General features: G+C 63.8%; 15 protein-coding genes. 10 read left to right on the top strand and 5 right to left on the bottom strand.

Features of this window, described 5'->3' with window-relative positions; all coding sequences use genetic code 11:
* The first annotated feature begins 29 nt into the window (after nt 1-29).
* Together DBV08_RS24825 and DBV08_RS24820 are read left to right on the top strand one after the other, a co-directional pair.
* Entirely contained in the window at nt 30-521 is a 492-nt protein-coding gene (locus tag DBV08_RS24825) for a nuclear transport factor 2 family protein (RefSeq protein WP_124569213.1), read from the top strand.
* A 128-nt stretch (nt 522-649) separates the two neighbouring features.
* Nucleotides 650-1,897 (top strand): Nramp family divalent metal transporter, encoded by a 1,248-nt coding sequence (locus tag DBV08_RS24820; RefSeq protein WP_095973170.1) that lies wholly within the window; start codon nt 650-652, stop codon nt 1,895-1,897.
* Nucleotides 1,898-1,953: 56 nt separating this feature from the next.
* Here the strand turns inward: DBV08_RS24820 and DBV08_RS24815 are convergent, their stop codons facing one another.
* Complete coding sequence (locus DBV08_RS24815) at nt 1,954-3,549, bottom strand: acyl-CoA synthetase (RefSeq protein WP_124569212.1); 1,596 nt, start codon at nt 3,547-3,549, stop codon at nt 1,954-1,956.
* 68 nt (nt 3,550-3,617) lie between these two features.
* A complete protein-coding gene (locus tag DBV08_RS32415) occupies nt 3,618-3,761 on the bottom strand; it encodes a hypothetical protein (protein ID WP_172436752.1) in 144 nt (47 codons plus the stop codon).
* Nucleotides 3,762-4,036: 275 nt separating this feature from the next.
* Between DBV08_RS32415 and DBV08_RS24810 the strand changes: the two genes are divergently transcribed.
* Together DBV08_RS24810 and DBV08_RS24805 are read left to right on the top strand one after the other, a co-directional pair.
* Nucleotides 4,037-4,975 (top strand): 3-oxoacyl-ACP reductase, encoded by a 939-nt coding sequence (locus DBV08_RS24810; RefSeq protein WP_095973168.1) that lies wholly within the window; start codon nt 4,037-4,039, stop codon nt 4,973-4,975.
* Between the two features lie 27 nt (nt 4,976-5,002).
* Nucleotides 5,003-5,746, top strand: coding sequence for an SDR family NAD(P)-dependent oxidoreductase (locus DBV08_RS24805; protein WP_095973167.1), 744 nt, complete (start codon nt 5,003-5,005; stop codon nt 5,744-5,746).
* A 23-nt stretch (nt 5,747-5,769) separates the two neighbouring features.
* On the opposite strand, the gene DBV08_RS24800 is transcribed toward DBV08_RS24805, so the two are convergent.
* Nucleotides 5,770-6,675, bottom strand: a complete 906-nt coding sequence (locus DBV08_RS24800; RefSeq protein WP_172436750.1) for an amidohydrolase family protein — start codon at nt 6,673-6,675, stop codon at nt 5,770-5,772.
* Between the two features lie 125 nt (nt 6,676-6,800).
* Between DBV08_RS24800 and DBV08_RS24795 the strand changes: the two genes are divergently transcribed.
* The 3 genes from DBV08_RS24795 (at nt 6,801) to DBV08_RS24785 (ending at nt 9,546) form a co-directional block, all read left to right on the top strand.
* Nucleotides 6,801-7,328 (top strand): nuclear transport factor 2 family protein, encoded by a 528-nt coding sequence (locus tag DBV08_RS24795; protein ID WP_124569211.1) that lies wholly within the window; start codon nt 6,801-6,803, stop codon nt 7,326-7,328.
* Between the two features lie 4 nt (nt 7,329-7,332).
* Nucleotides 7,333-8,466 carry a 12-oxophytodienoate reductase gene (locus DBV08_RS24790; protein WP_124569210.1) on the top strand — a complete coding sequence of 378 codons (1,134 nt, stop codon included), beginning with the start codon at nt 7,333-7,335 and terminating at the stop codon, nt 8,464-8,466.
* 81 nt (nt 8,467-8,547) lie between these two features.
* Nucleotides 8,548-9,546, top strand: a complete 999-nt coding sequence (locus DBV08_RS24785) for an acryloyl-CoA reductase (protein ID WP_124569209.1) — start codon at nt 8,548-8,550, stop codon at nt 9,544-9,546.
* 5 nt (nt 9,547-9,551) lie between these two features.
* On the opposite strand, the gene DBV08_RS24780 is transcribed toward DBV08_RS24785, so the two are convergent.
* Nucleotides 9,552-10,103, bottom strand: coding sequence for a ribonuclease H (locus DBV08_RS24780; RefSeq protein ID WP_007729467.1), 552 nt, complete (start codon nt 10,101-10,103; stop codon nt 9,552-9,554).
* A 45-nt stretch (nt 10,104-10,148) separates the two neighbouring features.
* Here DBV08_RS24780 and DBV08_RS24775 point away from each other — a divergent pair, with 45 nt between their 5' ends.
* The 3 genes from DBV08_RS24775 (at nt 10,149) to DBV08_RS24765 (ending at nt 12,379) form a co-directional block, all read left to right on the top strand.
* Entirely contained in the window at nt 10,149-11,102 is a 954-nt protein-coding gene (locus DBV08_RS24775; protein ID WP_124569208.1) for a DNA-3-methyladenine glycosylase, read from the top strand.
* A gap of 17 nt (nt 11,103-11,119) precedes the next feature.
* Nucleotides 11,120-11,770 (top strand): pyridoxamine 5'-phosphate oxidase family protein, encoded by a 651-nt coding sequence (locus tag DBV08_RS24770; protein WP_095973162.1) that lies wholly within the window; start codon nt 11,120-11,122, stop codon nt 11,768-11,770.
* Between the two features lie 111 nt (nt 11,771-11,881).
* Nucleotides 11,882-12,379 (top strand): hypothetical protein, encoded by a 498-nt coding sequence (locus DBV08_RS24765; protein WP_003940625.1) that lies wholly within the window; start codon nt 11,882-11,884, stop codon nt 12,377-12,379.
* A 7-nt stretch (nt 12,380-12,386) separates the two neighbouring features.
* Here the strand turns inward: DBV08_RS24765 and DBV08_RS24760 are convergent, their stop codons facing one another.
* Nucleotides 12,387-12,776 (bottom strand): metalloregulator ArsR/SmtB family transcription factor, encoded by a 390-nt coding sequence (locus tag DBV08_RS24760; RefSeq protein ID WP_095973161.1) that lies wholly within the window; start codon nt 12,774-12,776, stop codon nt 12,387-12,389.
* Between the last annotated feature and the right edge of the window lie 7 nt (nt 12,777-12,783).

The raw sequence follows: 12,783 nt of genomic DNA, 5'->3' as shown, positions 1-12,783 counted from the left end.
GTCAACCTTCCCGAGCAAAGGACGTACCCATGACCGACACGACCGCCCTGATCGAATCTCTGCTGGCCCGAGTGGAATTGCTCGAGGACAAGCTCGCGATCACCGAACTGCTGACCACCTACAGCCCCGCCGTCGACAGTGGATCAGCCGACGAGGTCGCGAACCTGTGGCTCGAGGACGGCGTCTACGACGTCGACACCGGCGCGATGCACGGCCGCGGCGAACTCCGGGCCATGGTTCACAGCGCCTCTCACCAGAACTGGATCATGAACGGCGCGGCGCACATGATGACGCCAGCGCACATCCGCATCGACGGCAACAAGGCCGTCGCAACCTGCCATTCGCAATTGGTCATCAAGGACCCCGAGAACCCGACGGGGTTCAAGGTCCTCCGTATCACCGCGAACCGCTGGGAACTGATCAAGACGGACGGCGAGTGGAAGGTCGAACTGCGTACCAACGCCCTCCTCGACGGACGGCCCGAGGCCCGCGCTCTCCTGGCCGCCGGGGTGACGGCCTAACCCCCTGTGCGCGGTTAAGGACCCTCTGCGGTCGCTAACCGCACACAGCTGTTGAAAGTTCGGCTCCCCGAACTCTATAGTTCACTTATTCGAACCAACAGGTCCGAGTACGTGTGACCAGGAGACCGATGAGCACCAGTACGCAAGAGCCGACGACTCCGCGCCGACGACCTACGGGGAGATCCATCGCTCTGCTCGGTCCGGCGTTCGTCGCGGCAATCGCGTACGTCGATCCGGGCAACGTCGCCGCCAACCTCACAGCCGGCGCGAAGTACGGCTATCTCCTCATCTGGGTGCTCGTCCTCGCCAACGCGATGGCCGTCCTGGTGCAGTATCTGTCCGCGAAACTCGGGTTGGTCTCCGGCAGATCCTTGCCCGAGATGCTCGGTCAGCGGCTACGCAAGAACAACCGTCGCGCGTTCTGGCTCCAGGCCGAGATGATGGCGATCGCGACCGACGTCGCCGAAGTCATCGGCGGCGCCATCGCACTCAACCTGCTCTTCAACATCCCGCTCTTCCTCGGCGGGCTGATCACCGGATGCGTGTCGATGGTGATCCTGACGATTCAAAGTCGGCGCGGACAGCGCACTTTCGAGTTCGTGGTCATGGGATTGCTGGCCATCATCACGATCGGCTTCCTGACCGGGCTCGCCTTCACCGACGTCTCCGGCAGCGAAGCAGTCGCGGGACTGGTGCCCCGCTTCGAAGGCACCGAGACCGTACTGCTCGCCGCCAGCATGCTCGGCGCCACGGTCATGCCGCACGCGATCTACCTTCACTCCGCATTGGCACGTGATCGCCACGGCCACATCAAACCCGGGCCACGGTTGCAGCGACTACTCAAAGTCACCCGTTGGGATGTCGTCGTCGCCTTGATCATCGCGGGCGGCGTGAACATCGGCATGCTGCTTCTGGCCGCTTCGGCTCTGCGCGGAGTACCCGGCACCGACACCATCGACGGCGCGCATGCCGCGATCGAGAATTCGCTCGGCCCGGGCGTGGCCGTTGTCTTCGCAATCGGGCTCCTCGCCTCCGGACTCGCGTCGACCTCCGTGGGATGCGCAGCCGGCGCCGAGATCATGCACGGTCTTCTGGCCATTCGCATTCCGGTGATCACACGCCGAATCGTCACTCTCATCCCGGCGCTGATCGTTCTCGGACTCGGCGTCGACCCGACGCTGGCGCTCGTGCTCAGCCAAGTGGTCTTGAGCCTGTGCATCCCCTTCGCGATCATCCCGCTGGTGCGAATGACCTCGGACCCCGAACTCATGGGCGACGCGCGAAATGCCCCGATCACGACCGTCGCGGCGTGGATTGCGGCGGGCTTGATCGTTGCACTCAACGTCGCTCTGCTGGTTCTGACGGTGACAGGCTAGAGCACCGGAGCCACCCAACGCGTCCCTCACAAACGCGCTGGACGGCTCCGGCCGGACTAGGAGGCTTGCTCGGCGAGAGTGGCCTTGGCCCAGCGGTAATCGGCCTTTCCGCTGGGAGAACGCCTGATCGACGGAACGTTCATGACGGTGCGCGGCACTTTGTACCGAGCGACCTGCGACGCGCAATGCTCACCGATCTCGGCAGCGTCCGGGACGTCGAAGCCTTCGCGGGTCGTGATGACCGCCGCGACGCGCTCACCGAACTTCGCATCCGGAATTCCCGCGACCAGAGCGTCGAGCACAGCCGGGTGACTCTTGAGTGCCTGCTCGACCTCCTCGGGATACACCTTCTCCCCACCGGTGTTGATGCACTGAGAACCACGTCCCAGCAGGACGATCGAGCCGTCGGCTTCGACACGTCCGACGTCGCCGAGCACCGACATCCGCACCCCGTCGATCACCGGGAACGTAGCCGCCGTCTTGACCGGATCATTGAAGTAGCCGACCGGCACGTGACCACTGCGAGCGATGTACCCGGTCTCGGGAGATCCCGGCTCCAGCGGCCGCATCCTTTCGTCCACGACGCGGGTCTCGTCGCGAGCCGCGATGCGCATCAAGCCGTCTTCGCCGATCTCGAGATTGCCGTCGACGCCCGACTCCGAGGAGCCGAATCCGTCGCGGATCACCAGGTTCGGGAGTATGGACTTGAGCTGCTCGCGCAGGGAGAGCGAGAACAATGCTCCGCCCGACGAGACCATTCCGACCGTGCTGAGATCGTAATCCGCAGCATTGGCAGCCAATTCGTCTGCGAGCGGACGCGCCATCGCATCTCCGACAACGGTGATGGAGACGGCCTTCTCACTCCCGGCGAGCTGCAGGGTCGTCTTCGCGTCGAAGCGCGCCATGAGAATTGCGTTGGCGCCCATGAAGAATCCGGTGAACAGCGAGTACGACGCTGCGCCGTGCATCAACGGTGCAGTGCTGAGCATGTTCATCGCGGGCACGTTCGGGACCGCGGCGTACAGAGCTTCAGCGGTGGTGTGCGGCGGACCGAACGGATTTCCGCCGGTGAGCGCCGCGAAGTAGAAATCCTCGTGACGCCACATGACACCCTTGGGCATACCCGTCGTGCCACCGGTGTAGATGACGAAGAGGTCGTCGTTGCTGCGGGGCGCGAAGTCACGAGTAGCGGGCTGCTCCGCGGCAGCGTCGGCATATCGAACGACGTCGACGCCTTCGATGTCGCGGACCACCGACCCACCGACGACAACGACGTGTTTAATTCCGGGCGCGGCCGGGAGGACAGTCTCCACGACGGGAACGAACTCCTCGTCCACGATCAGCGCTACCGACTGCGAATCGTTGTACAGGTAGGTCAGTTCGGCGTCGACGTAGCGATAGTTGACGTTGATCGGGACTGCGCGAATCTTGAGGCAGCCGAGCAAACTCTCGACGAACTCGATGCTGTTGCGCATGTGCAGAGCGACGTGATCACCCGGCCCGACACCGACGCTCGCCAAGTGGCGGGCAATGCGGTTCGATCCCTCGTCCAGTTCGACGTAGGTGCGACGACGGCCATCGCACACGAGTGCGGTGCGGTCCGGAATCAAATCCGAAATGCCCTCGTACAGATCTGCCAAATTCAGTGACACTACTGGTGCCTTCCTTGATGTCCGGCCCGGGGAGTTCGGGACCGACCGTACTGCGTTTTCGGTGAGAACTATCCGACCCTGGTGCCGACGAATGCGGCCAAGAACTGGGCGGATTCACCCGTTGCGCCACCAGAAGTCGCGAAAGCCGATCCCGCCGTGAGGATCTCCGACGGCGGTGTGGGATGGGGACGTTTCTGGGTGTCGACAACCATGGTGGCTCCGGGACAGGATCGGTGGTGACGCAAGGCGCGTACGCGGTGGGGTCGCCGCGTCGACCCAAAATGGCATGCGCCGCTCGTGACCCAGATCACCGCTCCCGCTCAGTGAGACTACTCGTCTTTCGGCCGATCTTCTGCTCAAAACTAGAACTAATTCTGATTTTGCTCGAATGATTTTTTCGGAACGACAACCGAACTCTCGACTTCAAATTAGAATGAATACTAATTTTGCTGAACCTACTCGCCAGACCGGATCGAAGGAGCACGACATGACGCAATCACTGAGCTTGGAAGGCAAAGTTGCCGCCGTCACCGGCGCCGGCGCCGGCCTGGGTCGCGCCGAGGCACTCGGGCTCGCCGCTGCCGGCGCAGCCGTCATCGTCAACGACATGGGCGCAGCGGCCAACGACGTGGTCGACGAGATCAAGGCAGCAGGCGGACAGGCACTCGCCATCACCGGCGACGTCTCCGATTGGTCACTCGGCGGGCGCATCATCGAAGAGGCCGTCAAGAACTTCGGATCCTTCGACATCCTCGTCAACAATGCAGGCATCCTGCGCGACAAGATGATCTTCAACCTGACCGAATCCGATTGGGACGACGTCATCCGCGTACACCTCAAGGGTCACGCCGCCACCTCACACGCAGCCGCAGTCCACTGGCGCGCAGCCAGCAAGGCCGCCGACGCACCGGTCTACGGCCGCATTATCAATACCTCTTCCGAAGCCTTTCTCTTCGGCAGCGCCGGACAGCCCAACTACTCGGCAGCCAAGGCCGGTATCACCGCGCTGACGCTCTCGAGCGCAGCAGGTCTCTCCCGCTACGGCGTCCGCACCAACGCGATCTGCCCCCGCGCCCGCACCGCCATGACGGCAGAAGCCTTCGGCGAGAACAACACCGGCGTCGTCGGCCTCGATCCGCTTGCACCCGAGCGCGTCGCGACCCTGGTCAGCTACCTCGCATCCCCCGATTCCGACGAGATCAACGGTCAGGTATTCGTCGTCTACGGCAAGATGGTGGCGTTGATGGAAGCACCCAAGGTCGAGAATCGTTTCGACGCAGCCGGATCCGCGTTCACGGTCGAAGAACTCGGTGGCCAGCTCTCGTCCTACTTCTCCGGCCGTGGGCCGTACGAGACCTACGCCGCCTACAGCGTCGCCGGCCTCGAAAAGATCGCACTTGCAGTCGACGAGACCGCAACAGTTTAAGCAGCACTGACGAAGAGGAGCGTTTTCATGAGGTTGAACGGCAAGGTAGCGATCGTCACCGGCGGCGCCGGTGGAATCGGTCGCGCCATCACCCGAGTCTTCGCCCGTGAAGGCGCGAAGGTCCTGTTCGTCGACATCAACGACGAGCAGGGCCAGGCCCTCGAACAAGAACTGGCCGGCTCCGGTAAGTTTCTGAACGTCGACCTTGCTGCTGCCGGTTCGGCCGAGCAGATCCGTGACGCTGCGCTCGCGGCTTTCGGCAAGCTCGACATCCTGGTGAACAACGCTCACGCGTCCCGTCAGGCTCCGTTGCTCGAAACCACGCAGGACATGTTCGACCTGTCCTTCAACACCGGTTTCTACCCCGTTGTCCACCTGATGCAGGCGTGCCACGACGAACTCGCGAAGACCAAGGGTTCGGTCGTCAACTTCGCATCGGGTTCAGGTTTGGACGGAATGCCCACCCAGACGTCCTACGCTGCGGCCAAGGAAGCTGTGCGAGGCCTGACGCGCGTCGTCGCCAACGAGTGGGCGCCGGAAGGCATTCGGGTCAACGTGGTCTGCCCGTTCGCTGCCACCGAAGGCGTCGTCAAGTGGCAGGAAGCCTTCCCCGAACGTGCAGCCGCATCGGTTGCCAAGGTACCGCTCGGACGCATCGGGGATCCCGAAACCGACATCGCTCCTGTCGTGGTGTTCCTGGCGAGCGACGATTCCCAGTACATGACCGGACAGACGTTGATGGCCGACGGCGGCAGCATCAAACTGCGCTGAGCCGAAATTCTTCTCGGTGGGACTCAGCTCACCGAGAAGAGCTTGGCAGCGTTGTCGTGCACGACGGCTCGCAGCCACTCGTCTCCGAGATCGAAGCGCGTAACCGCTTGCAAGGCCGTGAGATACGGGTACGGGATGTTGGGGAAGTCGCTGCCGAACAGGATGCGGTCCTGCATGTCGACGAGCCGTGACACGTCGGCCTTCGGGAAGGCACACTGCTCTTCCGTGAAGTCGGTGAAGGCCATGGTCGTATCCAGGCGAACGTTGCCGTAAGCCTCTGCCAGATCGAGGAATTCGCTGTACTCGGGCATCCCCATGTGCGCGACGATCAACGACAGGCGCGGGTACCGTGACAACAGCGAAGCAATGCGATCGGGCCCCGTGTACTCCCCCGGCGCCGGTCCCGATCCACAGTGGATCACGATAGGCGTCTCGGAGTCCTCGAGCTGACCCCAGACCTTGTCGAGCAGAGGGTCGTTCGGATCGTAGTTGCCGACCTGGATGTGGGACTTGAAGATTCGCGCACCCGACTCCAACGCCTTCCCGACGTACGACGCTGCCGACTCCTCGGGATAGAAAGTGGCCGTGTGCAGGCAATCGGGTGTTTGCGCGGCAAACTCGACGGCCCACTGGTTGAGCCACTCGGCCATCGCGTGCTTGTGCGGGTAGATCATGGACGTGAAAGCTCGGACGCCGAACTCGCGGAGACGGTGTACCCGTTCCTCCTCGGCAAGGCGGTAGGCGATGGGCCATGGTCGCCCGATCATCGGGCCCGCCGAATCGAAGTAACCCCACACCTTGTCCATGACGCTCTTCGGCATGAAATGGGTATGGACGTCGATCACGCCCGGAACACCCAACTCGCGCCAGAAAGCCCGAACCTCGGCGATCTCTTCCGGTCCGGTCGATGGGACCTCTTCGGTACACACGTCTGACACCCCTTTCGTTCGCTCGACCATACCGAGCGCCGTCGCGCTCACCGGGACAGGTCGTTGACGGCCCGCCATGAGCACCCGAGTGTGAACCCATCTTGCCGATCACCGTTGGAGGTTGAATGTCTCAGGCCGAGTCCGAAGTGGGGTTGATCAGTGCCGTCGAGGAACTGCTCGCAATCGAGGAAATCAAACGTGTCTTCGCCGCACGCCTACGCTGCATGGACACCAAGCAGTGGCACGTCTACCCGACCCTGCACACCGCAGACGTCGTCAGCGAGACGTGGGGCGGACTCCCGACGGACAAGCAACCCAAGACCGGTGACACCTCGAACCAGGTAGTGGGCATCGACAAACTCACCGCCGCAATTCGGAACATGCTCGACGGCGACATCCCCCTCACCACGGCACACCACGCACACACTCCCGAAATCGTGCTGACCTCGCCCACCACCGCAACCGGTATCTGGGCGATGGAGGACATGCTGTGGTGGAACGACGGCGAGAAAGAACTGCATCTACACGGCTACGGCCACTACCACGAGGAATACCGCAAAGAAGACGGCAGGTGGCTGATCAGCTACCGAACGCTCACGCGGCTCCGCGTCGACCAGGACCCCGGATTCTTCCGATTCATGAAAGCGCTGTGACGAAGTGACCAACCCGCTGTTCCAACCGCTCCGCATCCGTTCGCTCGAATTGTCCAACCGCATAGTCATGTCGCCGATGACGCGCACGTACTCCATCGAGGGCGTGCCCGGGCGCGACGTCGCCGACTACTACCGCCGACGCGCCGAGGGCGGAACCGGACTGATCGTCACCGAGGGCGTCGCGATCGATCACGAGACTGCTGTCGATCACGCCAATGTCCCCAACCTCCACACCCCTGCCGCTCAGGCCGGCTGGCGCAAGGTGGTCGACGACGTGCACGCTGCGGGCGGCAAGATCGTGCCTCAGCTCTGGCACGTCGGACCGCTGTGGGGTGCGATGACGCAAATGGACCCCTCACTCAAGCCGATGCGCCCCTCCGGCGAATGGGGCCCACTCGGCGTCACCTCGTACTCTGCTGCCTACGTCGAGCGCGCACAGGCGAGCACCGAAGCGATGACCGAGCAGGACATCCAGGACGTCATCGACGCGTACGTCCGCAGCGCCAAGCACGCCGTCGAACTCGGCTTCGACGGCATCGCGATCCACGGCGGTCACGGCTACCTCCTCGACTCCTTCTTCTGGGAGGGCACCAACCAGCGCGACGACGCGTGGGGCGGCGACCTGGAGCGTCGTACCAAGTTCCCGGCCGCCGTCGTCGCTGCGATCCGCGCGGCCATCGGACCGGATCTGCCGATCATCTACCGTTTCTCGCAGCACAAGCAGCAGGATTTCACCGCCAAGATCGCGGAAACTCCCGAGGAGTTGGGCGTCATCCTGGGCGCGCTGGTCGACGCCGGAGTCGACGTTCTCGACGCCAGCATCAGGCGTTTCGACGTCCCGGCCTTCGAAGGCAGCGATCTCTCGCTAGCGGGTTGGGCGAAGAAGCTGACCGGCGCTGTCACGATGGCGGTCGGCAGCGTCGGGATCGGAAAGTCGCTGCGGGACAGCCGCATCGAAGGCGTTGCGCCGGTGGTGGACAACATCCCACAGCTCGAGGAGCGCATCGGCAGCGGTGAGTTCGATCTGATCGCGATCGGCCGCCTCCATCTCGCCGATCCGGCGTTGGCGTCGACCCTGCGCGACGGTGGTCCGCTGCCCGCGTTCGATCGAGCGGTGCATGAGGGCAGCTTGATCTAGGGGCTCCGCCCCCTGTGCGCCTTTCCGGTAGTTCGCACTACCGACAAGGCGCACAGGGCCGAAGGCCTTTATGTTCGACCTATGACTACCTTCAACGCCTGGGTCGCCCGCGAAAGCGACGGCACCATCGACTTCGCCCCCGAAACCGTCGACGAGTCCTTCCTCCCCGCAGGTGAGGTCACCATTCGCGTCGAGTATTCGAGCGTCAACTACAAGGACGCGCTCGCGGTCACCCCGAAAGGCGGGGTAGTTCGCGAGTACCCGATCGTCCCCGGCATCGACGTCGCCGGCGAGGTCATTGCCTCCGAGTCCGACGCATTCGCCCCAGGCGACAAGGTCGTCGCACATGGTTACGAGATCGGGACCGCCCGCAACGGCGGCTACGCCGAGATCGCCCGTTTGCCTGCCGAGTGGGTCGTGAAGCTCGACGGCATTTCCACCGCCGACGCTGCTGCGATCGGCACGGCAGGATTCACCGCGGCCATGAGTGTCCAAGCCATTCTGGCCAGCGGAGTGACGCCCGCCGACGGTCCCGTCCTGGTGACGGGCGCGAGCGGCGGAGTCGGCACCGTCAGTGTCGACCTTCTGGCAAGCGCAGGCTTCGACGTGGTCGCCTCCAGCGGCAAGCCCGGCGCGGCAGACCTTCTGGTCTCACTCGGTGCGTCTTCGGTGATCGGCCGGCTCCCCGAGGATCCCGACGCCAAGCCTCGCCCGCTCGGAAAATCTCAGTGGGCGGCGGCCGTCGACTGCGTCGGTGGAAAGACCCTCGCTCACGTTCTGAGCACGATCAACTACGGCGGTGTTGTGGCCGCCAGCGGATTGACCGGTGGCGCCGCGCTGCCTACGACCGTGCTGCCGTTCATTCTCCGCGGAGTCTCACTGCTGGGCATGGACTCGGTATTGATGCCGATCGAACCCCGTCGCGCGCTGTGGGCCCGTCTGGGCTCCGACCTCGCACCACGTCATCTGCAAGAGATCACGAACCTCGTTGCCGTCCGCGACGTCGTCTCGGTGATCGATCAGGTACGCGAAGGCAAGTACACCGGCCGTGCGCTGGTTCAGGTTGCCGCCGGTTTCTGAACCGCTCAGAAAAGTGTGAACAGATCTGCCGGCTCTTCGGCCGTCGTGGACTTCTCTTTGTACGGAGAGTTCACGGCGGTCGGCTCCTTCTTCACCGGGGCAGCAAGCGGCACCGACGCGATGTCCCCCGAGACGATGGCGCGTGCGGCTTCGCCGGCCAGCTTGTCTGCCATCTCGTTGTAGTGGTTGCCCACATGCCCGCGCACCCAGCGGAAGCGCACCGGTCCGACACGATCGGTGATGGCTCGATCGATACTCTGCACCAATTCGAGGTTCTTGACCGCCCCGCCGCTCGCGGTCTTCCAGCCCTTGCGCTTCCAGCTGGGCAACCATTCGGAAGCGCACTTGATGGCGTACTGCGAGTCGGATTCGATGAGCAGAGGATCTGCACCGGGATGGGCGACGACGGCCTCGAACAGAGCACGCAACTCGGCAATCTGGTTGGTGCCGGACGCTTCTCCGCCGGACATGCTCGGACCCTCGTGATTGACCCACGCCCAGCCGATAGCCCCGCCGGGGTTTCGCAGACAGGATCCGTCGGTGCTCACGATGATCATGGCTCGGACAATACGTTGCGCCACCGACACACGCCTTAACGGAGGATGGACGGTGGCGATACGCTGACCTCGATGACGCCGCTATCTCCGGTCGACGAAGTCACGGTGACTTCTCAGCGACCACTCGATGCCGCGCTGACGCTCAGCCCGCATCAGCGCGGACCCGGCGACCCCGCACATCGGCGGTCCGCCGACGGAGCGATCTGGCGAGTTTCCCGCCAACTTTCGGGTCCTGTGACCTACCGCATCACTCAGTCGGATCGCCACTCGGTGCGGGTGCAGGCGTGGGGTCCCGGCGCCACGGAATTACTGATCGGCGCCGAAGCGTTGCTCGGTCTCGACGACGAAGCCGAAGATTTCGCCCCCGAACATCCCAAGCTCGCCGAAGCTCATCGACGCTTCCCGCATCTGCGCATCGGCCGCACCGGCCGCGTCATGGAAGCTCTCGTTCCCGCGATCCTCGAGCAACGCGTCCACGGCATCGACGCGTTTGCCGCGTGGCGCCGCCTGCTGACCAAGTTCGGTGAGCGCCCGCCCGGCCCGGCACCCGACGGAATGCGAGTTCCACTCACCGCGGACCAATGGCGTCGAATGCCGTCATGGGAGTTCCATCGCGCGAACGTCGATCCCGCGAGGTCCAAGACGATCGTTCAGTGTGCTCGCGTCGCCGACCGCCTCGAGCAGGCATCCACGTTCCCCCGGGCCGAAGCGACCAAACGATTGCGAGCGGTGCCCGGCGTCGGAATCTGGACTGCCGCCGAAGTGGCTCAGCGCGCCTTCGGCGATTCCGATGCACTCTCGGTCGGCGACTACCACCTCGCTGCCGTCGTCGGGTGGTCACTGCTGGGTGAACCGATAGACGACGCCGAGATGGTGGAGTACCTCGCGCCCCTTCAACCGCATCGATACCGCGCCGTGAGGCTTCTGCAGGTCAGCGGCCAAGCCGTCAAACCCAAGTTCGGTCCGCGAACTGCCGTTGCCGACCACCGCTGGCACTGAGCACCAGGAGATAAAGAATGTCGACCCGATACGCACACATCGCCTTCTCCCCCGCTGCGGTGGAGCGTCAGCGGTCGACCGGGAGTTTCACCGTCTACGGTTCGAAACTCGATCAGCCCGACGAAGGCCCGATGGAATTCGATTTCCGCGCTCAGGGATTCGTGAAATCCGTGGATTCCTTCTTCATGTCCACGGTGACGCCCGACGGGTGGCCGTACGTCCAACATCGCGGCGGCCCGCGCGGATTCCTGCATGTGTTGGGTCCGAATCGAATCGGATTCGCCGATCTTCCCGGCAATCAGCAATTCGTGACACTCGGCAATCTGGAAGCGAACAATCGCATCTCACTGTTCGTCATCGACTACCCGACGCGGACGAGATTGAAGATCTACGGGCGTGCGCAGGTGATCGAGGCGGACCAGGACCCTGCACTACTGCAACAGCTCTTGCAAGTTCCCGGCGGCACCATGACCGCAAAAGCCCAGCGTTCCATCGTCATCGAGGTCGAAGCGTTCGACTGGAACTGCAGTCGAAACATCACACCTCGCTTCGACAAGGAGCGCATGGACGAATCCCTCGCTCTGGCACGCCAACCCCTGCAAGCCGAGGTCGACCGGCTCACAGCCGAGGTCGAGGAATTGCGCGCGCGTTTGTCGAAGAACGAATGAGACTGGGCGGTTTCAGGGCACCCGGAGTCGGGTAGCCACCAAACACGGCCCGTCGCGCGGAGACGACGGGTCCCGTTGTGCCCGAGGAGGTCCGCACGATCGATCCAGACGGTGGAGTTCTGGCTAACGAACTGCACCGCCACCATTCACGACTGGTTCCACACAGACAGATTGGCCGTCCCCATGAAACTGTCCCGAACTCTCACCATGTCCGTTCTCGTTGTCGCCGCAGTCGGCGCCGGAGCCGGCACCGCGGTCGCAGCGCCCCCGAATGCGGGCTTCGATCCGTCCCAGCCCCTACTGACCCCGACCGCCGAGTCGAACAGCCAGGCGGCGCTGATGCTCTTCCCAGGTAACGATCCGAAGCAAGCCGCGTTCGACACGATGGCCAACGAGGTCAATATCGGCTGGAACAACGGCGGCTTGCAGTCGACGCTCATCGGAGCCAACCTCGGCGTCGGAATCGGCTGCCTGTCGATCTTCCCGAACTTCATCGCCGGCTGCATCGTCGGTGGAGTCATCGGCACGGTTGCCGGAGTCGGCGCGGGAATCACCAACGGAAACCCGAACGCTGCGCCGGCCGTCGAGAAGTTCTTCGCGACTCCTTGAGAGACGCTCAGCTGTGCGTGTGCCCGGGGGTGGGTGTCTCGTCGTGAAAATGTGTGGCGCCGATCGAATGCAACAGCTGGTGAACGGTGTCGTCTGCCAGTTGGTATCGCATCGATCGGCCGTCGCGCGTCGCGCTCACCCACCCCTGGCTACGCAGTAGGCGCAGCGCATGTGAGACCGCAGTGCCGCTCATCCCCAGCGCCACGGACAGATCCGTGACGCAGATCCCCGGTGCGTGGTGAAGGCAGAGCAGCAGACGCAGACGGTTTGCGTCGGAGAGCAGCTCGAAGCGACCGGACCAACTGGTGACGTCCAGACCCTCGAGTGCAGCCCTGGCGCGACGAACATCCTCGATGCTCAGCGCGCCGCTGGTGTCTGCTGCACCTGCATTCGTCAACCGACTG

Source organism: Rhodococcus sp. KBW08, assembly GCF_003852455.1.
In the GTDB taxonomy this organism is placed as follows: Bacteria; Actinomycetota; Actinomycetes; order Mycobacteriales; family Mycobacteriaceae; genus Rhodococcus_F; species Rhodococcus_F baikonurensis.
Note: the sequence above shows the minus strand (reverse complement) of the source record. Positions and strands in the feature narration are given on the sequence as shown.